Source organism: Mesorhizobium sp. B1-1-6 (assembly GCF_006443035.1).
In the GTDB taxonomy this organism is placed as follows: Bacteria; Pseudomonadota; Alphaproteobacteria; order Rhizobiales; family Rhizobiaceae; genus Mesorhizobium.
On the sequence record NZ_VFWR01000001.1, the window covers coordinates 580,835 to 604,570 of the forward strand.

The following is a 23,736-nucleotide window of genomic DNA, read 5'->3' on the forward strand; positions in this document are numbered from 1 at the left end:
TCCCCTGCGGCCGTGGATGCAGATTGGCAGGCGACAAAAAAGCCGTTGAATCAACAGGCGCGCCCCAGGGCGCAACCTGCTGATCGCAAAGGCCGATATCGCGGAGAAAAACTGCCAGCTGGCCTATAAGCCGGGTTCTGTATGGCCCTCGCCCCTTGCGGCGCGAGAACGTGGCGGCCATTCATCTTGGGCGCATATTGCCATGCGCCTCACGCAACCTACCCGGACGGTGAGCCGGAAACAGCCCTCGAGGGTTTCCCCTCGCACCGCCCCTATTCGGTCTTGCTCCCGGTGGGGTTTACCGTGCCGCTCCTGTTGCCAGTCGCGCGGTGGGCTCTTACTCCACCCTTTCACCCTTGCCCCGACCCGGCAAAGCCAAGTCGTGGCGGTTTGCTTTCTGTGGCACTTTCCCTGGGGTCGCCCCCGCCGGCCATTAGCCGGCACCGTGTCTCCATGGAGCCCGGACTTTCCTCACCCGCGGCCTTTCGGCTTTTGCTGGTGCGGCCGCCCGGCCAGCTGGCCAGGCGTATAAAGGGGTTCACGCCACAAAACGCAACCAAAAAAGCCGGTTACGACCGGTTCTTGTCACGCCGGCGACCCGACAGCCGCCAGTTGCACCTTGACCTTGCTGCAATAGGCGGCCGAGACCGGGTTCATTCGGGTGGCGCCGTGGCCGGCATTGTATTTCAGGATCGTGCCGCACGTCGTGCCGCCGCCGAGATCCCGCGCCATGGCAAGATACTTCATGCCGTATTTGATGTTGGTGTCCGGATTGAAGAGCCCATTGGCCGAGCCGCTATAGCCCATCATCCGCGCCGTCGCCGGCTTGATCTGCATCAAGCCGATTTCGCCGGCGCCGCCGACGAGGTTCGGCCGATAGTTGCTCTCGATCTTGATCACGGCGTGAGCGAGCGACGCCGGCACGCCATAGCTTGCGGCGTAACGCGCCACGATGGCCGAATACTGATCGCCACTGGCCACCGCTGCCGTCGAGGCCACTGCTTCCTTGATCCCGATCGATGCCGTCGTCGTTTTATCAACGGCCTTGCGGCCTCGCCTGGTCTTCTGTTTTGTGCTCGGCTTCTTGGCCTTGGTCCAGCTCGCCTTCTCCACTTTCGCGGAAGACCGCTTCGCCGCCCTCACATCCTTGCTGCTTTTGGCCGAAATGGCCTTGCCCTTGGCGGTCGCTGCGACGAGCCCCTGATCGGCCCGTGGGCTCAGCGGCGCGGCGCTCGCCGCCCCGAAGGCAAAAGTCATTACGCCGGCAGCAAGAGCTGCCGTTACAACGGTCAATTTCTGCATGTGATCCTGTTCTGTCTGAACGCGCGAAGATTTCCGCGCGGCATTGCTTGATTAATGTCGGATCATCCGGGGGGTTAGACATCCGACAAGCTGTACGGATCGCCCTTTGAAGCCCGAATTGCGCGCAATGAAGGCGGGGCAAGTCACTTTAAGTGACAGTTTGTAACTTAATGTCGGAAAAGCATTACTTGGACGGCATCCTGACCCAGGGTCAAGTTGGGTGGGAAGCGAGCAGCCGTTGAAGCGTGCGCATCGTCGATCCGTCCGCCACTCCATCGATCCGGCGTGGCCGGAAATGACGCTGGAAAGCCTCGACCACGACCCGCGTCTGCTGGTCGAAAACACCCGATATTTCGACTCCATAGCCGTAGAGCGCCAGCATCGATTGCATCGCCTCGACATCGGCGCCGGCGTCGCCGGCCTTCAGCACGGCGCCCCGCCTGACCGGTGCCGCCGCCACGAGGTGGCCGATACCGGCCTCGAACAGGACCCGCCAGGGAAACTTCTCGCCCGGATCGATCTTGCGCCCCGGCGCCACGTCGGAGTGCGCCAGCACCCGCTGGGGGGCAATCGCATGCCGGCTGGCAATTCCGGCACACAAGCCGATCACCGCATCGATCTGTCGCTTGGGAAAACCGGGATAACCCAATGAATGCCCCGGGTTGACGATCTCGATGCCGACGGAACAGGAGTTGATGTCGGTGCGTCCGAACCACGAACTCTTCCCAGCGTGCCAGGCGCGGTCGCTTTCCCGGACCATCTGCACGATATGGCCGTTCTCATGCACCAGATAGTGCGAGGAGACTTCGCTGGCCGGGTCGCACAGCCACGCCTCGGCCCCGGCGCCTGTCGGCATGCCGGTATAGTGCAGCACGATCATGTCGGGCTTCAGTGTCTCGCGCCGTGGCCCGAAATTCGGCGATACCCTGACCTCGGCGCTCGGCTCGTCGGGCAGGAAGCCGCTCATGCGTGCCGCAGGCCCCGCTCGATCATCTCGTAGGCGGTGTTGATCGCCGCGAGCCTCGTCGTCGCGATCTTGATGAATTCCTGCGGCAGGCCGCGCGCGATCAGCCGGTCGGGATGATTGTCGGAAACCAGCTTGCGGTAACGTTTCCTGACCTCCTCGAAAGGCTTGCCGCGCTCGATGCCGAGCACGACATAGGGGTCGGCCGCACCAAGATTGACGTGCCTGGCAAGGATCGCCTCGTAGTGCACCTCGTCTATGCGGAAGATTTCGGCGATGCGGTGCAGGAACTGGCCTTCACGCTCATGGATCAGCCCGTCGGCCTTGGCGATGTGGAACAGGCCATCGAGTATATCCTCCAGCATCATGCAGTTCGAATGGCCGGAGCCACAAAGCTGCGCCATGCGCTCGGCATAGGTCTCGAAGCCGGCAACGTCACGTTTGGCCAGATCATAGAGCCGCGCCACGTTGCGCGTCTCCTTTGGCGGCACCTCGAATATTTCCTGGAAGGCGCGTATCTCATCCTGGGTGACGACCCCGTCGGCCTTGGCCATCTTGGCCGAGAGCGCAATCATCGCCACCGAGAAAGCGACGCGACGGCGCAAATCCGCATCGCCGGAAAAAACGGTGCGTACAGCCTCGACCACGTCGGCGACGCCCGACGAGGCTGAGGACGAAATCCGCGTGATGAAGTCGCCGAGGCGGTCCCAAATCGACATGGCCGCTTCTTAGAGCCAACCGGTCCCCGCTATCAAGCCAATAACGGCCGGCATCATACCTCCGACGACAATCGAACTCGTGTCGGAACCACTACCCGCCTGGGCGAAGGGCCGGCAAGACGCCGGCCCTCGCCAGAACACAGGTACTAATGACTACTGCGCGGGCGCAGGAGCGGGCGTTGCCGGAGCCGGCTCGGCAGGCTTGGTCGAATTATCCGCGGGCGCCGCAGGTTTCATTGGCTGCTCGGCCGGCGGATGGGTGCTCTGGGTGGTGGTGTTATCCGTCCCCGTGCCGCTGTCGCTGCATGCAGCGACGCCGAGCAGCGCAAGCGCGGACACCGACGCAAGAATGAGTTTTTTCATGATATCTCTCCTTCAACACACGCTCACGTTGCAGTGAACGGTCGAGAAGGAAATGCATCACTCAGCCATGGGTTTCGTAACGATGCGTTTCCGCATGTAACATCGCTCGCATCCTCCCCCTGCGCCTCCCCGGGGGTGAAACAGCTTTGCGCTCCCCTGTGCGGATCGCTGTCATCCACCTGTCATAGCCGGGCGTTACCCGCTTGCGGCAAAGCAAATGGGGAATCACCTTGCCATGACGGACGTTTCCGCAGATCTGATCTTTCGCCGTGGCAAGGAAGTTGGAAAAGCCGTCTACCAGAACCGCCCCCTGTCGAAGGCAGGAATTTCCGAACGGCTGTTCGCCTTCCTGTTTTCGGGCCTGGTCTATCCGCAGATCTGGGAAGATCCCGATGTCGACATGGACGCAATGCAGCTTGGCGAAGGCCACCGCGTCGTCACTATTGCCTCCGGCGGTTGCAATATCCTGGCCTATCTCACCCGGTCGCCGGCCAGGATCGACGCCGTCGATCTCAATGCCGCTCACATAGCCTTGAACCGCATGAAGCTGGAGGCGGTGCGCCACCTGCCTTCGCAGGGCGACCTGTTTCGCTTCTTCGGTGCCGCCGGCAACAACCACAATTCTCAGGCTTACGACCGCTTCATCGCGCCGCATCTCGACCCTGTCAGCCGCCACTATTGGGAGCGCCGCAACTGGCGCGGCATCAGGCGCATCGCCGTCTTCGACCGCAATTTCTACCAGACCGGCCTGCTTGGCCTGTTCATCGCCATGGGCCACCGCACGGCTAAATTCTTCGGCGTCGACCCTGCCGGCATCATGCAGGCCAGGAACATTGGCGAGCAGCGCCGCTTCTTCCACCAGGAGCTGGCCCCGGTGTTCGAAAAGCCGCTTTTGAAATGGGCGACCTCGCGCAAGGCCTCGCTGTTCGGCCTCGGCATCCCGCCGGCGCAATATGACTCTCTCATCACGTCCGGCGACGGCACCATGGCCAGTGTGCTGAAAGCCCGGCTGGAAAAGCTCGCCTGCGATTTTCCATTGAAAAACAACTATTTCGCTTGGCAAGCCTTTGCCAGGCGCTACCCCCAACCCGGCGAAGCCGCCCTGCCCGCCTATCTTGAAAGGCAGAACTATGAGGCCATTCGCGGCAATGTAGACCGCGTCGCCATTCATCATGCCAATCTGATCGAATTCCTGGCAGGCAAGGACGCGGGTTCCGTCGACCGTTTCATCCTGCTCGACGCGCAGGACTGGATGACCGACGACCAGCTCAATGCGCTGTGGTCGGAAATCACCCGCACCGCCTCCGCCGGCGCGCGTGTCATCTTCCGCACTGCGGCCGAGCCAAGTCTGCTGCCGGGCCGCGTCTCCGCTTCCCTGCTCGACCAGTGGAGCTACGAGAGCGATGCCTCGCGCGAATTCTCCACCCGCGACCGCTCGGCAATCTATGGCGGCTTTCATCTGTACGTGAAGCGCGCCTCATGAGCACTACCGAGCTGCCGGCCAATCACGCCGAACTGATGGACGGTGTCTACCGCTGGCAGCGTCACATCTACGACCTGACCCGCAAATATTATCTGCTCGGCCGCGACCGGCTGATATCAGGGCTGGACGTTCCGCCGGGCGGCACGGTGCTGGAGCTCGGCTGCGGCACCGGGCGAAACATCATCCTCGCCGCCCGCAGCTTTCCCGGCGCGCGCTTCTATGGCCTCGACATTTCGGCAGAGATGCTGGAGACCGCGGGCACCGCGATTGCCCGCGAAGGCCTGTCCGATCGCGTCATGCTGGCAAGGGGCGACGCCACGGAGTTCGACGCAAAGGCGCTGTTCGGCCGCGACAGCTTCGACCGTGTCTTCGTGTCCTATTCATTGTCGATGATCCCAGGCTGGGAAAAGACGGTCTCCGCCGCGCTGGCAACGCTCGCTCCGGGCGGTTCCCTGCACATCGTCGACTTCGGCCAGCAGGAAGGCCTGCCGGACTGGTTTCGGACCCTGCTTCGCGGCTGGCTCAGAAAATTCCACGTCACGCCCCGTGAAATGTTGCGCGAGGTGCTGGAATCGGAATCGCGAAAAATCGGCGCAACCTTCCGTTTCCGCACACTTTATCGCGGCTACGCCTGGCTGGCGGTGGTCCGGCCGAGCAGCTGATTGGCTAGCGCAGCGCCTTCACCAATGCCCCGACCATGGTCTGCGGCCTGTAGCCCAGCTTGGCCGGCGTCAGGCCGAGCCGCACCACCACTAATTGCTCGGATGGAATGATGGCGACGGTCTGCCCATCATGCCCCTCCATCCAATAGGTGTCCTTGGGCAGGCCCGCCGCCACGCCGGCACCGGGGTTTTCCTCGTCGCCCGGCGCCTCGATCCACAATTGCCCCTTGCTGTAGACTTTCGAGGCCGACGCAGGTTCGCGCATCCAGTCGACGAAACCGGCCGGCAGTATCTGGTTGCCGTTCCAGACCCCGCCCTGCAGCAGGAACTGGCCGAAGCGGGCCCAGTCATGGGCGGTGGCGTAGAGATAGGATGAGCCGACGAACGTGCCCTGTTCGTCGGTCTCGAGCACGGCGCTGTGCATGCCCAGCGGCTCGAACAGCGCGGTGCGCGGCCACGTCAACGCCTTGGCCTTGTCGCCGACCGCATCCTGCCAGAGCCGCGACAGCATCACCGCCGTTCCGCTCGAATAGGAGAACACCTTGCCCACCTCGCCCGTGAGCGGCTTGGCTTCGGCAAAGCCCGCCATGTCGGGTTCGAGATAGAGCATGCGCGTCACGTCGGCGACGTCGCCATAGTCTTCGTTGAATTCCAGCCCGCTCGACATCGCCATCATGTCGGCAAGGCTGATCGCGGCGCGGCCATCGGCCTTCCACGGCGCGAAAAGGCCCTGGTTGGTCATCGCCATCTTGCCGTTCTTGACCAGCGTGCCGACCATGGCGGCATTGACCGTCTTGGTCATTGACCAGCCGAGCAACGGCGTCCGGGCGGAAAAGCCCTCGCCATAGCGTTCCGCCACGACGCGGCCGTTCTTGACCACCACCACGGCGCGCATGCCGGCGCCGGTCATGGCGGCATCGTCGACGATCTTCACCACCTCCGGGTTCTGCGAGGCTTCGACCCGCTCGCCTTCCGGCCACAGCGCGTCCTGTCTTGTCGCCGAGGGTTCGACATGGATCGCCGTGCGCCGCGCCTTGCCGACATCGCCATCCGGGACCGAGGCGCAGCCCAGCCCGTCGCGGAAAACCGCGATACTCTTGCCGAGGAAGCCAAGCAGGCCGGCGGAGACTGTGCCCCGGTTCCTGTCGACCGAGACCCGCATCAGCTTGAGCAAGGGATGACCGGGCGCCTGCACATCGACGGCAAGCACCTCGTTGGCATCGCGCCCGGCGACGAAAACGTTCGAGCAGACGATCTTTGCCGAATAGCCCGAGCCGACCCGGATCAGTTCGGGCGGCGCGAAATAAAGCCACCCAAACAGCGCCACGACCGCCAGCACCACCAGGCCGAGCAGCCGTTTGACGATCTTGGCAATGATCCGCATCTTTCCCGCCCCCGAATCCAGGCTCGATCCATGTCATCGATTTGCCGCCATTGCTTCCGCAAAATCATGGGCCTTGTCGAGCGTCGTCAACCAGATATCAACCATGATCGGCGATCACAGGTGCATGTCGCCCAACAGCGCGCCGCGTTTTTGGGATCACGGCAGGAAACAAAATCAAAGCGCGCCGAAAAAATGCGCGTTTTGGCGATATACCGGGCGATGCTGTGGGGCGATCGTCCGGCGGGGGCCAGACCAAGCGCCGGCCATCAGTGCACAGACCCATCAGCGACCGGCTGCAACCGGCTCGGGAGTTGTGATGCGCCGTCTTGCGGCCCTTTTCATGCTGACGCTGCTCGGCGCATGCTCGACCGTGGAGGATCTGTCGCCACTGTCGCCATCCAGCACCCCTTCGGTTGCGGTGCGCACGCCCCGCTTCGCCGATTCCAAGCCGCATGAATGGGACAGCGGCGCGCCCTGGAATTACGCAGTTCACGGCACCGACGTCTCAAAATACCAGACCTCGGTCGACTGGCCGACCGCCAAGGCCAGCGGTATTTCCTTCGCTTTCATCAAGGCGACGGAGGGCGGCGACCGTTTCGATGATTATTTCAACGAGCATTGGGCGCGCACCAAAGCCGCCGGCGTTCCTCGTGCCGCCTATCATTTCTTCTATTTCTGCACTCCGGCGGCGGTACAGGCGCGCTGGTTCATCCGCAACGTCCCCGTCGACCGTTCGGCCATGCCGCCGGTGCTGGACATGGAATGGAACCCGAAATCGCCGACCTGCAGGCTGCGCCCCGACCCGGCCACCGTGCGCGCGGAGATGACCACCTTCCTCGAAATCGTCGAGCGGCATTACGGCAAGAAGCCGATCATCTACACGTCGGTAGACTTCTTTGAAGACAACGAGCTGTCGACCTTCCGCGGTTATCCCTACTGGCTACGCTCCGTCGCCGGCCACCCGCGTCAGAAATATGGCAGCCACCCCTTCACCTTCTGGCAGTATACGGGAACCGGCATCGTTCCCGGCATGATCGGCAAGTCCGATATAAACGTCTTCAACGGCAGCCAAGCCGCCTGGGACAAATGGTTGAGGCAGAACACCCGTTGACACCGTGTCAACGGGTGCCAAGCCGCCCGGAGGAAGGGTTGCTGCAGAACACCCGTTGACACCGGGCCTGCCGCCTGCTTTCGACACGGCCGGCGGCCAAGAGTGCAACCGCCGGTATTCCGGGGCGGCGCGCATCCAGATGGACAGCAAGGCCGCCCGGGAATCCTGAATGTCGAAAGGAAGTCTATGCGACTGCGTCCCCAAGCCCTCGCGGTGCTGTTCCTGTGCGCCACGGCCTTGCCGGCGATGGCGCAGGAATGTGGCGGCGACTTCGAAACCTGGAAGCAGGGCGTGGCAGCGGAAGCCAAGGCGGCGGGTGTCGGCCCTGTCGGCCTCGAAGCACTCGAGGATGCCAGCTTCGACGAGAGGGCCCTGGCGCGCGACCGTGCGCAGGGCGTCTTCACCCAGACCTTCATCGAGTTCTCCAACCGGATGATCTCGGCCTACCGGCTGAAGCAGGGCGCGGCGAACATGAAGAAATATGCCGATATCTTCGCCCGCGCCGACCAGCAGTTCGGCGTCCAGGCGCCGGTCATCACCGCTTTCTGGGCGCTGGAGACCGATTTCGGCGCCGTGCAGGGCGATTTCCATACGCTTAGCGCGCTGGTGACGCTTTCCCATGATTGCCGCCGCCCGCAGCTGTTCCGGCAGCAGCTGGTGCCGTTACTGGAATTGATCGACCATGGCGTGCTGCCGGCCGACGTCAACGGCGCCTGGGCTGGCGAGATCGGCCAGACGCAGATCCTGCCTTCGGATTATCTTGCCCGCGGCGTCGATGGCGACGGTGACGGCAAGATCGACCTGCGGGGCAGCGTGCCGGACGTGATTATGACCACGGCCAACAAGGTGCTGTCGCGCGGCTGGAAGCGCGACGAGCCCTGGATCCAGGAAGTGCGCGTGCCCGACGAGATGCCTTGGGACCAGACGGGCCGCACCAACAAATTGCCCCTGACACAATGGGCGCAGTGGGGTGTTACCAATCCCGACGGCTCGCCGCTGGTCGACAAGGGCCTGAAGGCCGGGCTGGCGCTGCCCATGGGCCGCAAGGGGCCGGCCTTCCTCACTTACGAAAATTTCGACGTCTATCTCGAATGGAACCAGTCCTTCACCTACGCGCTGACCGCGGCCAATCTTGCCGCGCGGCTTGCCGGCGCGCCGCCGATCGACCCGCGCAATCCCGAACCGGGGCTCAACAACGAGCAGATGAAGGCGCTGCAGACCAAGCTGGAAGCCAAGGGCTACGATGTTGGCACGGTCGACGGGATCTTGGGCACCAACACCCGCGAAGCGATCCGCAAGGAGCAGACGCGGCTGGGACTGCCCGTGGACGGCTGGCCGACGCCGGAGCTTTTAGCGAAACTGTGAGTAGTAAGTAGTAAGTAGTAAGTAGTAAGTAGTGACGGAGGCCATTTCCCTACTTCCTACTTCCTACTCCCTACTTAATCCGCCATCGTCTCCAGACTCGCCAATCCCACCGGCGCGTCGCCTTCGTCGAAGGACGTCGCCACCTCGACGAAAGTGTCGGGATAGAAGCCGTTGAAACGGGTTCTCAGCGACAGCGAATAGGCGCCGATATGGCCGATCTCGATCCAGTCGCCGGTGTCGACGGTTTCCGGCAGCCAGAACGGCCGCGACAATATGTCGACGGAATCGCAGGTCGCGCCGCAGACCTTGAACGGCACGATGGTTTTCTCGTCGCCATTGCGCGTGCGGATCGCCGGATCGGGAATGAAGCGCGCCGGCAGCGTGATCTTGCCGGTCCATGAATCCGACAGCGACGCCCAGATGCCGTCATTGATGTAGAGCCGCTTGCCCTTGCGCAAAAGCACCCGCACGATCAGCGACAGGCAGCGCGCCACGATCACCCGGCCGGGCTCGGCCACCAGCGGCATCTGGTCGAACTGGTATTCCTTGAGGTCTCCAGAAAGCCGCGACATGATCTGGCCGAGCGACGGCATCGCGACTTGCTTGCGGTTGGGATCATGCCCGTATTCGGCCGGAAAACCGCCGCCGACATCGAGACCGGCCAGGTCGAAGGTCAGCCGGTTGCGCACCCAATCGGCGGAAGCCAATGCCCTTTCGTAGGTGTCGGGGTCCTCGATCTGGCTGCCGACATGGAAGCACAGGCCGACCTTGTAGCCGGTACGGTTCAGCCGCTCGGCGAGCTCGACCGCATAGGCCGGCCCGGCGCCGAACTTCTTCGACAGCTCGTAAGCCGCATGGCCCTTGGTCTGCACTCGAACGAACACGCTGATTGCGCCCGGGTCAATGTCGAGTGCCCTGACCACCCGCGTCAGTTTGGTGATCTCGTCTTCGTGGTCGAGCGCAATGACGCGGATGCCGTATTTCTCCAGCGCCAGCTTGATGTCCGACTGCGCCTTGACGGGATGCATGTAGAGCATCTCGGCATCGGCCGAGACCGCGCGCACGGCGGCGAACTCGCCGGGCGAGGCCACGTCGAAGGCGGAGACGCCGGCCTCGACCAGCGTCTTCAGCACGATCTGCTCGCCATTGGTCTTGACCGCATAGGCCGTCTTGCCGGGGAACATGCCCATGAACTGCAAGGCATCGGCCTTCAGCACCTGCGGGCGGAAGCAGTAGACCGGATCGTCCGGGCGAAGCGCCAGTGCCGCCTCGCGGGCATTCTCGAATCGCTGCATGGACGAATCCTTGACCTAGCCTGCGCACAATTAATCCAAGGTAGCGGCCAATGAAAACAATTCTGTGTCTCTTGCGCCTGGCGGCAGGGCGCTAGGCTTTGTCGGGGGAGACAGGCCATCGGGCAGGTTTCGGGTGGTTCTTGCCTGCGAACCCGATATGGCTTCTGTCTGGCTGCCTGCATTCGGCCGTCCGGGGAGGACGCATCACATGGCAATAGCCGCGACATCAGCACCGCGCGGACGGATGGCGCTCAAGGAGTGGGCGCAGCTTCTGCTGCTCGGCGCGATCTGGGGCGGCTCCTTTTTCTTCGCCCGCATTGCCGTGGCGGAGCTTCACCCGCTGGTGCTGGTATTGTTTCGCGTCGCCATCGCGGCACTCGCTTTACAGCTCTATCTCTTCCTGCGCGGCCCATCCTCCCGCCTTGCCCTTCCTCATGCAGGACTGTTCTTCCTACTGGCCTTCACCAACAACGTCGTGCCTTTTTCGCTGATCTTCGCCGGCCAGACCGAGCTTGGCGCCGGCGTCGCCTCGGTGCTCAATGCGACCACGCCGTTCTGGACGCTGATCCTCGCCAACGCCCTGACATCGGACGAGAAGCTCTCCTGGAACAAGCTGGCCGGCATTGCGCTTGGCGTCGCCGGCACGGCTGTGATGATCGGCCCCGGCCTGGTTGCCGGCCTCGGCGGCCCGGTCTGGGCCAAATTCGCGCTGATCGGAGCATCGTTGTCCTACGGCGTCGCACTGATGGTCGCCCGTCGCTTCAAGGGCGTGCCCTCGCCGGTCATTGCCACCGGGCAGCTGACCGCCTCGACCATCATCATGATCCCGGTCGTGCTGCTTGCGCACGGTCCCGCCGGCCTATTCTCGGCCTCCCCGCCCGTCTGGGCGGCGGTGCTGGCGCTGGCGCTGCTGTCCACCGCCTTCGCCTATATCCTCTATTTCAACCTCGTCGCCTCGGCCGGCGCCACCAACGCCTCCCTGGTGACGCTGATCGTGCCGGTCAGTGCCATGCTGCTCGGTTTCCTGTTCCTCGGCGAGCGGCTGGAATTGTTCGAAATCGGCGGCATGATGCTGATCGGTCTCGGCCTGGTGATCATAGACGGGCGCCTGTTCATCCGCAGGGTAGCGCTGCCATGACATGCCAACGACACGAAGCCGCCATAATTTATTCACAGGTTCGTATCTGGTTTTTGCCTAGAAGTTTCAACGCCTAACGGCGAAAATGAGGTCGCAAACTCCACAATCGCGTCGCAATGCAGCACATTTTCCGCTTGCCTGTGGCACAAATGACCCTAGACTCCGGGCATAGCTCTTTAAGAGGAGGCTATGTCATGGGACTTACGAGGCCAATCAACGCATTGATGATCTGTGCTGCGTTTGCATTCATCGGCGCCCTCATTATAGGCGTTCTTCCCTGAACCCGCCAAAAACGGGGAAGACCAGCACCCAATAATCAACCAGTTTGAAAGGCCGGGTTTTTACCCGGCCTTTCTGCATCTCAAGCCCGGTTCAGGCGGCTGCGGAGCCAGCCACTTCCGCCTCATGCGAGCGGATGCCGATCATGTGGCAGACGGCAAAGACGAGGTCGGCCCGGTTCATCGTATAGAAGTGGAAATCGCCCACGCCCCGCTCGACCAGGTCCAGCACCTGCTCGGCCGCCACCGCCGACGCGACCAACGCATGCGTCTGCGGATCATTCTGCAGGCCGTCGAAACGTTCGGCCAGCCATGCCGGCACCAGCGCGCCGCAACGTGCCGAGAAATTGGCGACCTGGGTGAAATTGTGCACCGGCAGGATGCCCGGCACGATCGGAATGTAGATGCCGGCTCGACGCGCGCGCTCGACATAGCGCTCGTAGAGATCGTTGTCGAAGAAGAACTGGGTGATCGCCCGCGTCGCGCCATTATCGACCTTGCGCTTCAGCATGTCGATGTCGGTGGCGAAGTCGGGGCTTTCCGGATGCTTTTCCGGATAGGCCGAGACCGAGATGTCGAAATCGCCGGCGCTCTTCAGCGCACCGACCAGCTCGGCGCCATTGGCATAGCCGTCCGGGTGCGGACGATAGGCGGTGCCGACGCCCGCGGCCGGATCACCGCGCAGGGCGACGAACCGCTTCACACCCATCTCGGCGAATTCCTGGATCACCGCATCGACCTGAGGGCGCGGGGCGTCGACGCAGGTCATGTGCGCTGCCGGCGTCAGGCTGGTCTCCTTCAGGATGCGGCCTACGGTGCGTGCCGTGCGCTCCCGAGTCGAACCGCCGGCGCCATAGGTCACCGAGACGAATTTCGGCTTCAGCGGTTCCAGTCGGGTGACCGTGTCCCACAGTCTCGCTTCCATCTCGTCGGACTTTGGCGGGAAGAATTCGAAGGAAACCCTGACCTTGTCGCCAATGTCGGGGCGGCGGGAAAAGCGGAACTGGTTCATCAGGCGATTTCCCCTATCGAACTCACTTTGGTCTGCTGGCTGTCATTGGCAGGATCGGCGATCAGCAGGCGCCGGTCGCGGCCAAGCCAGAGCTTGACCGTGAGCCTGGCCTCGGTGCCGCCGCGCGGCTCGAACTCCTGGGCATCTTCGAGATCGAGGCCCGCTTCGGAGAACCACTCGCCGATCTGCCGGTCGGAAAAGCCGAGGCGCATATGCGCGTGCTCGTCGCGCAGGAATTCCAGGGTATGCGGCGCGAAATCGACGATCACCAGCCGTCCGGAAGGGCGCAGCAGCCGCGCCGCCTCATGGACGGCGCGCGCAGGATCGTCGAGATAATGCAGCACCTGATGGATGGTGACGAGATCGAAGGCGTCGCGCTGGACCGGCGGCGAGAAGATGTCGCCCTGCCGCACCTGAGCATTGGAGACGCCGGCCTTGTCGAGGTTGGCGCGCGCGACGGTCAGCATCTCGCGCGACATGTCGATGCCGATGCCGCGCCGGTAGAGCGGCGAGAATATCTCCAAGAGGCGTCCGGTGCCGGTGCCGAGATCGAGCATCGACTGGAACGGCCGCTTGCCGACGAGCTTCATGAGGGCTGCCTCGACCGCACGGTCAGGCACGTGCAGGGAGCGGATATGGTCCCAGCTTGCCGCGTTCTGCGAAAAATACTCCGCCGCGCGGTCCTGCCGCTTGCGCTTGACCGAGGCCAGCCGCTCGAGATCGCGCTCGACCTGCGGATCGGCGCCGCGAATGCCGGCGACCAGCCGCAGCACGAAGTCGCGCGCGGAATCCGTATCCGACAGCCGGAAGAAGGCCCACGACCCCTCCTGGTAACGGCCGATCAGCCCGGCCTCCAGGAGCAGCTTCAGGTGGCGTGACACGCGCGGCTGCGACTGGCCGAGAATCTCGGTAAGATCGGACACGGTGAGATCACCGCGCGACAGCAGCGCCAGTATGCGCAAGCGGCTCGATTCGGCCGCCGCCTTCAATGTATCCACCATGGTGTCGAGCGCGACATGCATCAGCGTATTCTCTTTGAAAAAGATATAAACATATGTTTATGTCGATTTTCACAGCCTTGCAAGCGCTATGTCGCTTCCGGACAAGAAAATGCCGCAGGCGTGATTTCTCGGTGCATGTCGCGCCTAAAAATGTGTAGCGGTTTCAGGGCAAGACATGCGTCAACAAAAAGATGGATAAAATGACCGGGCGGCGTGAGATGTTCGAGGTGCGGGAGGGTGAAAAAAGGCTCGAGATCGATCCGGCGCTGATGCCGGCGGATGGCGGCGTCGTCTTCATCGGCCGTATCGCCTCGCCATGGACGACGCGCGAAACCTGCCCCAAGAACATGCGCGCGGCGCGCGAGACCGGGCAGCCGGCAGCACTGACGATCGACCCGCCCTACCGCGCCGGCCTGCAAGGGCTGGAGCGCGCCAGCCATCTCGTCATCCTGTCGTGGCTCCACCACGCGCCGCGGACTCTGATCGTGCAGAAACCGCGCCATGCGGCTGAAGCAAAAGGCGTATTCGGCCTGCGCTCCCCTGCCCGGCCGAACCCGATCGGCCTGCATGTGGCGAAACTGGTTGCGCTCGACCTCGCCACCGGGCGCATCGAGATCGACGCCATCGACGTGCTCGACGGCACCCCGGTGGTCGACATAAAACCCTATTTCGCATCGACCGATGCCTTCGCCGAGGCGACCATCGAAGGGCGCGACGAATGATGAAGGCGCCGACCGGCCGCCGCCGCGCCGTCGCCAAGGCGTTGACCGCGCTTCTGCCGCTGGCGCCCTATGCCGATATGGAGAAGATCCGAGCGGATGCCGGCTCCGTCCACATGAAGACCTTGCCGCCGACCATTGCCGTGTGGCTGGCGACGGTTGCCCATATCCGCCACGCCCATACCGACTACGAAAAGCTGCTCGCCGAAGGTTATGACCGCGACTCGGCGCGTTTCTTCGTCATCGAGCAGACCAATGTCGTGCTTACCCGCTGGCGCGCCACCCGCCTGCTCGACGCCGACGACGAGGATGATTGAAGCTGTTGCCAGTCCGGCACGGCGCTCGGTAGCATGGCTGGCAGCTTTTCACTTCGAGGACGAACGACGCCGGATGACTGGCTCTATGCCCTCTGCCTGACACCGATAGCCTGTGATGCAAGGAGGTGCCGATGAGCCAGACCGCACAGGATACACGGCCGCTGCCTGTGGTGAGCGACCGCCACGTCGACCCGCATGCTTATCCCGACGGCATCGCCTTCCTCGACGGCCAGTACCTGCCGATGTCGCAGGCCAAGATCTCGGTGCTGGATTGGGGATTCCTGCATTCCGATGCCACTTACGACACGGTGCATGTCTGGAACGGCTGTTTCTTCCGGCTTGACCTGCATCTCGACCGCTTCTTCGGCGGACTGGAGAAATTGCGCATGACGATCCCGTTCGACCGCGATGGCGTGACGGAGATCCTGCACAATTGCGTGGCACTGTCGGGACACAGCGCCGCCTATGTCGAAATGCTGTGCACGCGCGGCGCTTCCCCTACTTTCAGCCGCGATCCGCGCCAGGCGATCAACCGCTTCATGGCGTTTGCCGTGCCGTTCGGCTCGGTCGCCAATCCCGAGCAGTTACAGCGCGGCCTCAATGTCGCCATCAGCGACAAGGTGCGCATTCCGCCGGCCTCGATCGACCCGGCGATCAAGAACTACCACTGGCTCGACCTGGTGCGCGGCCTTTACGATGCCTATGACCGCGGCGCCGAGACAGCGCTCATTCTCGACTTCAACGGCAATGTCGCCGAAGGTCCGGGCTTCAACGTCTTCTGTATCAAGGACAACAAGCTCTCGACGCCAGCGATCGGAGTGCTACCCGGCATAACCCGCCGCACTGTCTTCGATCTCTGTGCGCTGGAAGGCCTCTTCGCCACCCCGGCGGACGTCAGTGTCGCGGCATTGCGCGAGGCCGACGAGGTCTTCATCACCTCTACCGCCGGCGGCATCATGCCGGTCACGATGATCGACGGCAGCCCAGTCGCGGACGGCAGGCCCGGCGCGATTACCGGCCGACTGATGGCGCTCTATTGGGACAAGCATAAGGATCCGGCCTGGTCGAGCGCTGTACGCTACCCCTGACCGGTCGCCGCTCCCGTCCAAATAATTCCGCCACCGCCTCTGGAAAGTCGCGGGACGCACCGTATATGGCACAAAGCGGAGAGGCCTCCACTTATCTCCGAAAAAACTCCAGTTTGCACGGGCAAGGACTTCATCATGACAAACAAGGTTTGGTTCATCACCGGATCGTCGAAAGGTTTTGGCCGCGTCTGGGCCGAGGCCGCGCTCGCCCGCGGCGACCGCGTCGCGGCAACCGCCCGCGATGCCGGCACGCTTGCCGCTCTCGTCGAGAAATATGGCGACAACATCGCCGCGATAGAGCTCGACGTCACCGACAAGAAAGCCGTCGATGCCGCAATCACCGGGGCGCACAAGCGCTTTGGCCGGCTCGACGTCGTCGTCAACAATGCCGGCTATGGCCATTTCGGCGCCATCGAGGAGGTCAGCGAGCAGGAAGCCCGCGACCAGATCGAAACCAATGTGTTCGGCGCGCTGTGGGTCACCCAGGCCGCCTTGCCGATCATGCGTGCGCAGCGCTCCGGCCACATCATCCAGATCTCTTCGATCGGCGGCGTCAATGCCTTCGCCTCGCTTGGCCTCTACCACGCCTCGAAATGGGCGCTGGAAGCTTTCAGCCAGTCGCTGAGCCTCGAGGTCGCCGAGTTCGGCATCCATGTCACGCTGGTCGAGCCCGGCGGCTTCTCCACCGACTGGGCCGGTCCGTCTGCAAAGGTCTCGAAAGCGCTTGACGCCTATGCGCCCGTCCGCGCTGCCATGGCGGAGCGCCGCAGCCGCGCCGTGGCCGGCGATCCCGAGGCCACCGGACCGGCGATGCTGGCCATCGTCGACGCGGCCGAGCCACCTCTCAGAGTATTCTTCGGCGACGGCGGGCTGCCGATGATCAAGCAGGAATACGCCAACCGCATCGCCACCTGGGAAAAGTGGGACCATGTTTCGGTCATGGCGCAAGGCGCCAACAAGAACCGCAAGGCCTAGTCCGGGTCGCTCAGCCACGCCGTTTCGAGCGGCGTGGCTACCTCGTCAGGCGCGATAAATCCACTGCTCGGGCACCCGCACGGAGATTTCCTCGCCGGACCTGACGATTCCGGGCTTCTCGACCCAGCCTACAAGGCCCCGCAGCCGCTTGGCCACTTTCGGAAAGAGCAGCGCGGTGGCGTCATGGTCCGCCGCCCGGACATGCTCGGCGATCGATTGCCCGGCGACGCGGCATGGTTTGTTCTGGGCATCGATCTTGATCGTCACGCCGCCCTGGAAGAACAGCAGCGAGCCGGATGGCAACATCGAAAGATGCGGCACCCCTTCGATCAGCAAATTGGCGCCGATCCACTCGGGCTTGATCTCCTCTAGGCCCATGCGTTCGGCGACCAGCGCGAGTTCGTCCGCCGCCACCAGCGACAACTGCCTCTCGTTGCGCATCTCGGTGCCGCGCGGATACCAGGGTTCGCGCCCGCCGGAGCGTCGCGCTATCCCGGCATGAAAATCGCCGGCTATGCCGTCGAAGCCCATCTGCAATTTCTCGACCGCCTTGGTTTCGAAATGGTCGAACGGAGCGGCATAGAGCGCCACCGCCCTTGCCGCCAGCTTGCGGCCCGGCACGATGTCGACCGTCAGGTCCGCCGGAAAAAGCTCGAAGTTGGTTTCCTGCATCAGTCTCGTCTAGAGGCCCTGCGCAATGCGGTCCAGTCGAAAGCGCTGATGATCCGATCACGCCGTTTGATGCCGATCACGACTTTCTTACCGGAAACGCCGTTGCCGTCCTCAGCGCGCCGCATTGCCGCCGCGCGGCCGGCATAGACGAGGGCGCCAGATCGGGAGGAGGTTCGGGTCATGCAGGTGGGACACGCCGTTGCCGCGCTCTGGTTGTTCTGGCTGGTATCGTGGATCCTTGCCGCTTCATGGGCGGATCCCGTGCGCAAGCGGGCGGATTTCAGGGCGGAGGCGCGATATCGGGTTCTCTGGCTCGCCGGTACCGTCCTGCTGTTCGTTCCGGCGCACGGCTATGTGGGTCGGCTTCGGCTCTGGACGCCGACGCTCACCCAAGCCTGGATTTGCGTCGCCCTGATCGCCATCGGCATCGCCTTTGCATGGTGGGCCCGCCTGCATCTCGGCCGGCTGTGGTCCAGCACGGTAACGGCCAAGGCCGATCATCGCATCATCGACACCGGCCCTTACGCGCTTGTCCGTCATCCGATCTATACGGGCCTGCTGCTTTCGGTCCTCGCCACTATGGCCGTCAAGGGCACGGTATGGGGCGTCGCGGGGGCCGCCCTGCTGCTTGTCGGGATCGTCATCAAGGCGAGGCTGGAGGAAAGTTTCCTGCGCGGCGAGCTTGGGCCCGCCTATGACGATTACGCGCGCCGCGTGCCGATGCTCGTTCCTTTTTCGCCGGCCTGAAGCGGCAAGCGCGTCCTACAGCATCCGCAGCAGCGCGCCGCCGATCGAATACCCCGCGCCGAAAGCGCAGATCAGCCCGAAGTCGCCCGCCTTCATGTCGGCATGGTTCTCCGACAGCGCGACGATGGCGCCGGCGCCCGCCGTATTGCCGAGACGCTCCAGCACCATGGGCGCGCGGTCATGATCGACCTCGTGGCCGAATGAGAGTTTCAGGATCATGGCGTTCATGCGCGCATTGGCCTGGTGCAGCCAGAAGCGTCGCACCGCCTGCGGCGTCAGGCCGTGCTCGGCCAGGAACTCCACGATGAATTTGTGCCCAGCGACGGTGACTTCCTTGAACACCTTGTTGCCGACCTGCTTGATCAGATTGCCCTCCAGATCGATCCTGTAGGGATCGTCCTGTGCGGTGCGGGTGTGGTAGCCGAGATTGGTGCGGATGTTGTTCGACATCTGCGTCCAGATGCGCGTGTCGAGCACTTCGAAACGTCCCGGCCGTTTCTCGCCGAGTGCCAGCCCTTCGACCACCATCGACACCGAGGCGTCGCCGAAGATGAAATGCGTCTGCCGGTCGCGGAAATTGAGATGGCCGGTGATGATCTCGGGCGTCGTCACTAGGATGCGCTTGTGGGCGCCCGCACGCACGAGATTGACCGCCATGTGCAATGCTGCCGCGGCAGAGGAACAGCCGAGCCCCATGTCGAAGCCCGCCCCCTTGGTGCCCAGGGCCTGCTGCATCTCGATGGCGATCGCAGGATAGGGCCGCTGGTGGTGCGAGGCCGAGCAGATCACTAGGTCGATATCGGAGGGCAGCAACCCGGCATGGTCAAGCGCCTTGCGGGCCGAAGCGATGCCGAACTCGGCCTCCAGCGACAGCGCATCGTCCGGCCGTGCGGGAATGCGCGGCGCCATACGGGTCGGGTCGAGTATGCCTTCGCGCTCGATCACATGACGGCTGCGCACGCCCGAGGCGTGGACGATGAAGTCGCTGTCCGATTTCTGCAGCAGCGGCTGGTCCGTGCCCGACCGGCGCGCGTTTTCCGTGTCGACCCAGCTGTTGAAACTGGCGACCAGTTCCTCATTGCTGATCTCTGGCTCGGGGATTTCGACGCCGATACCGCTGATGATGACGCGATGCATGTCCAGTCCGTCCCATCCGCAGGCGTTCAGGGGTTTTGATGTGGGCGTAAGGGAGGCCCGGCGCAACCCTTGTCGCATTGAGCCGGTTTATGCCAGCTTAAACCGGTTCCCACGTCCCCTCACCATGCGCACAGTTTGGTGTTAGTCTGTGAGTTGTTCCAGCATGCACCGTCGCGGCTGCACACGAACTGCCCCGGCTCCTCATCGACGTTGTCGTTCAAGCCCGCTTGGCGACAATGAAAATGCGCGGGAAACGCAACAGCACCTTGCCATTTGCGGTCTTGTTATAGGCCTTGGCGATCCTGGCCGTGTAGCTTTCGAGGAACAGCATCTTCTCGTCCGCATCGAGCGGGTCGACAAAAGGCTTCAAGCCCGTCGACTTCACCCATTCCACGATCGCCCCGGCGTCGGCCAGCGGATGGTTATAGACCGTGTGCCAGATGTCGAGCCGGTCCGAGAGTGGCGACAACAGATCATAATAGAACGACACCGGCGGCAGCGGCGCGCGCGCCGCCCCTTTCAGCTTGGCTGCGAACGGCATTTCGGCGGCGGTCTCGCGCATCAGCCTGTGGGAATCCTCGCCCATATTGTCTGGCATCTGCACGGCGAGCGCGCCGCCGGGCGCAAGAAACCCCATCAGCCGCTGGAAGACATCAGGATGTTCCGGCAGCCACTGGAACACGGCATTGGCGAAGATCACATCGACCGGTTGAGCCGGCGCCCATGTCGAGGCATCGGCAAGGTCGAAGCTGACATTGGGCAGGCGTGCCCTAGCCTTCTCGATCATGTCGGGAGACGTGTCGAAGCCGCTCACCTGTGCATCCGGCCAGCGCGCGACCAGAAGCTCCGTCGAATTGCCCGGCCCGCAGCCTATGTCGACAACCCTGCGGGGGAAGTCGACCGGCACCTGCGCCACCAAGTCGCGCGCAGGACGCGTGCGCTCGTCCTCGAACTTCAAATATTGGGCGGCGGACCAATCGGGCTTTGCTGGGCTGTTCAACGGTAAGACCTCGCGGCGGTTGCCACCTTCCATGACCGGCGCGACAAGCCGGCTATCCCAATTGGATGACGATCCCGTCGTCGCCGACCCGGAACCGCCACTGCAATAACGGCCCTTACCGCGTCAGCCTCTTATGCGTCATGCGGTGCGGGGCCGCCGCCTCCGCGCCCAGGCGGCGAACCTTGTCCTTCTCATACTCCTCGAAATTGCCTTCGAACCATTCGACATGCGCGTCGCCCTCGAAGGCGAGCATGTGGGTCGCCATGCGATCGAGGAACATGCGGTCGTGGCTGATGATGACAGCGCAGCCGGCATAGGCTTCCAGCGCGTCTTCGAGCGCGCTCAGCGTCTCGGTGTCGAGGTCGTTGGTCGGTTCGTCGAGCAAAAGCACATTGCCGCCGCCTTTGAGCATCTTGGCCAGATGCACTCGGTTGCGTTGGCCGCCCGAAAGGTTGCCGACCTTCTGCTGCTGATCGCCGCCACGGAAGTTGAAGGACGAGCAATAGGCGCGGCTGTTGACCTCGTGCTTGCCAAGCTTGATGACTTCGGCGCCACCGGAGATTTCTTCCCACACCGTCTTGTTCGGGTCCAGCGCGTCACGGCTCTGGTCGACATAGCCGAGCTTGACCGTCTCGCCGATGCGGATCGACCCCGCATCAGGCTTTTCCTGGCCAGTGAAGGTCTTGAACAGCGTCGTCTTGCCAGCGCCGTTCGGGCCGATGACGCCGACAATGCCGCCCGGCGGCAGCCTGAACGACAGGTCCTCGATCAAAAGCTCATCGCCGAAGCCCTTGGTGAGCCCTTCAACCTCGATGACGACATTGCCGAGGCGCTCGCCCGACGGAATGACGATCTGCGTGTCGGTCGGCTTGCGATTCTGCGACTGCTCGACCAGTTCCTCATAGGCCTTGATACGGGCCTTGGACTTGGTCTGGCGCGCCTTCGGCGAGGATTGGATCCACTCGCGCTCGCGCCAGATCGACTTCTGGCGGGCGTCGTCCTCGCGGCCTTCCTGGATCAGGCGTTTGGCCTTGGCGTCGAGATATTTGGTGTAGTTGCCCTCGTAAGGGATGCCACGGCCGCGATCGAGCTCGAGAATCCATCCCGTGACATTGTCGAGGAAGTAGCGGTCGTGGGTGATGATCAGCACCGAGCCCGGATAGTCGCGCAGGTGCTTTTCCAGCCACGCCGTGGTCTCGGCGTCGAGATGGTTGGTCGGCTCGTCGAGCAAAAGCAGGTCGGGCTGTTCCAGGAGCAGCCGGCACAGCGCCACGCGGCGGCGCTCGCCGCCCGACAGATTGGTCACCTCGGAATCGGCCGGCGGGCACTGCAGCGCGTCCATCGCCATCTCGACCTGCTGCTCGAGGTCCCAAAGGTTGAGCCGATCCATCTCGTCCTGGAGCTTGGCCGACTCGTCTGCCGTCTCGTCGGAATAGTTCATCATCAATTCGTTGTAGCGCTCGATGATGGCGGTCTTCCTGCCGACGCCGTCCATGACGTTTTCACGCACGGTCTTGCTGTTGTCGAGCTGCGGCTCCTGCGCCAGGTAGCCGACCGTGGCGCCTTCGGCCAGCCACGCCTCGCCCTGGAACTCCTTGTCGAGCCCGGCCATGATGCGCAGGATGGTCGACTTACCCGAACCGTTAGGACCGAGAATGCCGATCTTGGCGTCCGGGTAGAAGGACAGATGAACGTTATCGAGCACCTTCTTGGTGCCGTAGGCCTTTGACAGGCCTGACATGTGATAGATGAACTGGCGTGCCACGCGCGCTTTCCCTGAAAAACTGACTGATTTGTCGATCTGAATGGAGGTTGGCCGCTATGTAGGCGATGCGGAGCCGAACGGCAATCGCTTTCGCCGCATCGAACCGATCACAGGCCGCACAACAACGGGCGTTGGCGCCCCGGCCTGCCTGCCGGCTGGAATGAGCTCAGGACCTACTGGAACCCGATTGCGTCGACGGTTCCGGTCGGGCAACCGGCCTTGTTGGTCGGCACCGAGGCCAGCAGCAGGTCCTTGAGCGAGCTGTTTGGGCCGATCGGACCGGCAAGGCCAAGCGTCAACTCTCCGATCAGCCGCCGGCCGCTCGACGGATCGATGACACAGGAGACGCGCACGCGATCGCCGGCGCCGGCGCCAAAGGCCTGGTCGAAGGCGCCGCGGATCTGGTCCGCCGTCAGCTTGCCGCCGATGTTCTTGGCGAAGAGATCGCGCACCGCTGAGCCGTTCACCGCGCGCATCAGGCCGAGTGCGTCGGAAAAATACTCCTGCTGGTTCTTGCCGTAGCAGGTGCCGTGCTTGATCCATTCATGCCGCTCCAACTGCGAAGCGGTGCCCGGCATAACCTTGTCGAGTTCCGCGCGCGTGCCGGCGTCCAAATTGACAGGCGGAAGATCCTTCCAGTGCGCCGAACTGTCGTTGGCCTTGTCGCTGGCCGGTACCTGGCAATAGAAGTTCCCGTTCGGCTGCGGCCACAGGCCGTGCAAGGTGAAGTTGCTGGCATCGAATTCATTCGGGTTTTGTGCCTTGCATTCGCTCTTGCTGGACTTGGTCTCGCAAAAAGCCGGCTGCCAGCTCAGCGCGAAGACATATTCGGGTTTTCCCGACGCCGCCGGCTTGCCCTGCCCGCCGGGGGTCGCCGGCAGCGTTGCTGCGCTGCTGCCGGAGAGATGTCCGCAACTGACCTTCACCCAGCGCCGATCCGGATCTGCGCCCGGCACCAGAATGAGATAGTGCGTCGGCGCATCCTTGTTGCCCGCCAGCAGTTGATAGCTCTGTCCGGCATCAGTCGAGACATTGCCGGGATTCTTGCCGTTCTTGATGGCTTGCGTCGCCGGACAGGAGGCGTCGGCAACGAAGGTGCCACTCATCCTGACGTCGGCATGGGCCGCACCCGTTAACGATGCCGCCAACATGGCCAATCCGAAAACAACAGCAATGCGCATGGGGAATCCCTGGATGAAAAAGGTGGGCGACAGACTGAAGCTGTCTCCATGTCAGAAT

Annotated in this window: 23 protein-coding genes and 1 other RNA gene; 10 read left to right on the plus strand and 14 right to left on the minus strand. The window is 63.3% G+C overall.

Going from position 1 to position 23,736, the window contains the following annotated elements; genetic code table 11:
- Positions 1-110: 110 nt before the first annotated feature.
- The 5 genes from rnpB to FJ979_RS03010 form a co-directional block, all read right to left on the minus strand.
- Positions 111-520, minus strand: an RNA gene (gene rnpB, locus FJ979_RS02990) — RNase P RNA component class A.
- 65 nt (positions 521-585) lie between these two features.
- Positions 586-1,302: a transglycosylase SLT domain-containing protein gene (locus FJ979_RS02995; RefSeq protein WP_140580017.1), complete on the minus strand. Its 717-nt coding sequence runs from the start codon at positions 1,300-1,302 to the stop codon at positions 586-588.
- A 211-nt stretch (positions 1,303-1,513) separates the two neighbouring features.
- Entirely contained in the window at positions 1,514-2,269 is a 756-nt protein-coding gene (locus tag FJ979_RS03000) for an N-acetylmuramoyl-L-alanine amidase (RefSeq protein ID WP_140580018.1), read from the minus strand.
- The gene (locus tag FJ979_RS03005) at positions 2,266-2,985 is read right to left on the minus strand and encodes a DnaJ family molecular chaperone (protein ID WP_140495186.1); all 720 of its coding nucleotides are present in this window, start codon (positions 2,983-2,985) and stop codon (positions 2,266-2,268) included. The genes FJ979_RS03000 and FJ979_RS03005 overlap by 4 nt, the downstream gene beginning before the upstream one ends.
- A 153-nt stretch (positions 2,986-3,138) precedes the next feature.
- On the minus strand, positions 3,139-3,348 hold the full coding sequence (locus FJ979_RS03010) for a hypothetical protein (RefSeq protein WP_140580019.1): 210 nt from the start codon (positions 3,346-3,348) through the stop codon (positions 3,139-3,141).
- A gap of 235 nt (positions 3,349-3,583) precedes the next feature.
- On the opposite strand from FJ979_RS03010, the gene FJ979_RS03015 reads away from it, so the two are divergent.
- Both FJ979_RS03015 and FJ979_RS03020 read left to right on the plus strand, forming a co-directional pair.
- Positions 3,584-4,831, plus strand: coding sequence for a DUF3419 family protein (locus tag FJ979_RS03015; RefSeq protein ID WP_224680971.1), 1,248 nt, complete (start codon positions 3,584-3,586; stop codon positions 4,829-4,831).
- Positions 4,828-5,493, plus strand: coding sequence for a class I SAM-dependent methyltransferase (locus tag FJ979_RS03020; RefSeq protein WP_140495180.1), 666 nt, complete (start codon positions 4,828-4,830; stop codon positions 5,491-5,493). The genes FJ979_RS03015 and FJ979_RS03020 overlap by 4 nt, the downstream gene beginning before the upstream one ends.
- 4 nt (positions 5,494-5,497) lie before the next feature.
- Here FJ979_RS03020 and FJ979_RS03025 read toward each other — a convergent pair whose 3' ends face one another.
- Positions 5,498-6,877, minus strand: coding sequence for a serine hydrolase (locus FJ979_RS03025; RefSeq protein WP_140580021.1), 1,380 nt, complete (start codon positions 6,875-6,877; stop codon positions 5,498-5,500).
- Between the two features lie 316 nt (positions 6,878-7,193).
- Between FJ979_RS03025 and FJ979_RS03030 the strand changes: the two genes are divergently transcribed.
- Together FJ979_RS03030 and FJ979_RS03035 are read left to right on the plus strand one after the other, a co-directional pair.
- Complete coding sequence (locus FJ979_RS03030) at positions 7,194-7,988, plus strand: GH25 family lysozyme (RefSeq protein WP_140559518.1); 795 nt, start codon at positions 7,194-7,196, stop codon at positions 7,986-7,988.
- A gap of 186 nt (positions 7,989-8,174) precedes the next feature.
- Positions 8,175-9,353: a lytic murein transglycosylase gene (locus FJ979_RS03035; RefSeq protein WP_140559517.1), complete on the plus strand. Its 1,179-nt coding sequence runs from the start codon at positions 8,175-8,177 to the stop codon at positions 9,351-9,353.
- 74 nt (positions 9,354-9,427) lie between these two features.
- On the opposite strand, the gene FJ979_RS03040 is transcribed toward FJ979_RS03035, so the two are convergent.
- Positions 9,428-10,648, minus strand: a complete 1,221-nt coding sequence (locus tag FJ979_RS03040) for an alanine racemase (RefSeq protein WP_140516626.1) — start codon at positions 10,646-10,648, stop codon at positions 9,428-9,430.
- A gap of 208 nt (positions 10,649-10,856) precedes the next feature.
- Between FJ979_RS03040 and FJ979_RS03045 the strand changes: the two genes are divergently transcribed.
- Positions 10,857-11,786, plus strand: coding sequence for a DMT family transporter (locus FJ979_RS03045; RefSeq protein ID WP_140559516.1), 930 nt, complete (start codon positions 10,857-10,859; stop codon positions 11,784-11,786).
- A gap of 372 nt (positions 11,787-12,158) precedes the next feature.
- Here the strand turns inward: FJ979_RS03045 and metF are convergent, their stop codons facing one another.
- Both metF and FJ979_RS03055 read right to left on the minus strand, forming a co-directional pair.
- A complete protein-coding gene (metF, locus tag FJ979_RS03050; protein WP_140521221.1) occupies positions 12,159-13,076 on the minus strand; it encodes a methylenetetrahydrofolate reductase [NAD(P)H] in 918 nt (305 codons plus the stop codon).
- Entirely contained in the window at positions 13,076-14,098 is a 1,023-nt protein-coding gene (locus FJ979_RS03055) for a metalloregulator ArsR/SmtB family transcription factor (RefSeq protein ID WP_140559515.1), read from the minus strand. The genes metF and FJ979_RS03055 overlap by 1 nt, the downstream gene beginning before the upstream one ends.
- Before the next feature lie 179 nt (positions 14,099-14,277).
- Between FJ979_RS03055 and tsaA the strand changes: the two genes are divergently transcribed.
- The 4 genes from tsaA to FJ979_RS03075 all read left to right on the plus strand — a co-directional run bounded on the left by tsaA (position 14,278) and on the right by FJ979_RS03075 (position 17,176).
- Positions 14,278-14,799, plus strand: coding sequence for a tRNA (N6-threonylcarbamoyladenosine(37)-N6)-methyltransferase TrmO (tsaA, locus tag FJ979_RS03060; RefSeq protein ID WP_140559514.1), 522 nt, complete (start codon positions 14,278-14,280; stop codon positions 14,797-14,799).
- Positions 14,799-15,113 (plus strand): DUF2293 domain-containing protein, encoded by a 315-nt coding sequence (locus FJ979_RS03065; RefSeq protein WP_140495859.1) that lies wholly within the window; start codon positions 14,799-14,801, stop codon positions 15,111-15,113. Before tsaA ends, FJ979_RS03065 begins: the two co-directional genes overlap by 1 nt.
- A gap of 131 nt (positions 15,114-15,244) precedes the next feature.
- On the plus strand, positions 15,245-16,201 hold the full coding sequence (locus FJ979_RS03070) for an aminotransferase class IV (RefSeq protein ID WP_140559513.1): 957 nt from the start codon (positions 15,245-15,247) through the stop codon (positions 16,199-16,201).
- Between the two features lie 135 nt (positions 16,202-16,336).
- Positions 16,337-17,176 carry an SDR family oxidoreductase gene (locus FJ979_RS03075; protein ID WP_140559512.1) on the plus strand — a complete coding sequence of 280 codons (840 nt, stop codon included), beginning with the start codon at positions 16,337-16,339 and terminating at the stop codon, positions 17,174-17,176.
- 45 nt (positions 17,177-17,221) lie between these two features.
- Here FJ979_RS03075 and FJ979_RS03080 read toward each other — a convergent pair whose 3' ends face one another.
- Positions 17,222-17,848: an MOSC domain-containing protein gene (locus FJ979_RS03080; protein WP_140559511.1), complete on the minus strand. Its 627-nt coding sequence runs from the start codon at positions 17,846-17,848 to the stop codon at positions 17,222-17,224.
- 180 nt (positions 17,849-18,028) lie between these two features.
- Here FJ979_RS03080 and FJ979_RS03085 point away from each other — a divergent pair, with 180 nt between their 5' ends.
- Positions 18,029-18,595, plus strand: a complete 567-nt coding sequence (locus FJ979_RS03085; protein ID WP_140559510.1) for an isoprenylcysteine carboxylmethyltransferase family protein — start codon at positions 18,029-18,031, stop codon at positions 18,593-18,595.
- 15 nt (positions 18,596-18,610) lie between these two features.
- On the opposite strand, the gene FJ979_RS03090 is transcribed toward FJ979_RS03085, so the two are convergent.
- The 4 genes from FJ979_RS03090 to FJ979_RS03105 form a co-directional block, all read right to left on the minus strand.
- A complete protein-coding gene (locus FJ979_RS03090) occupies positions 18,611-19,732 on the minus strand; it encodes a beta-ketoacyl-ACP synthase III (protein ID WP_140559509.1) in 1,122 nt (373 codons plus the stop codon).
- Between the two features lie 217 nt (positions 19,733-19,949).
- Positions 19,950-20,765 (minus strand): trans-aconitate 2-methyltransferase, encoded by an 816-nt coding sequence (gene tam / locus FJ979_RS03095; protein WP_140559508.1) that lies wholly within the window; start codon positions 20,763-20,765, stop codon positions 19,950-19,952.
- A gap of 82 nt (positions 20,766-20,847) precedes the next feature.
- Complete coding sequence (gene ettA / locus FJ979_RS03100) at positions 20,848-22,497, minus strand: energy-dependent translational throttle protein EttA (RefSeq protein ID WP_140567404.1); 1,650 nt, start codon at positions 22,495-22,497, stop codon at positions 20,848-20,850.
- Between the two features lie 173 nt (positions 22,498-22,670).
- Complete coding sequence (locus FJ979_RS03105; protein ID WP_140580022.1) at positions 22,671-23,678, minus strand: ribonuclease; 1,008 nt, start codon at positions 23,676-23,678, stop codon at positions 22,671-22,673.
- Between the last annotated feature and the right edge of the window lie 58 nt (positions 23,679-23,736).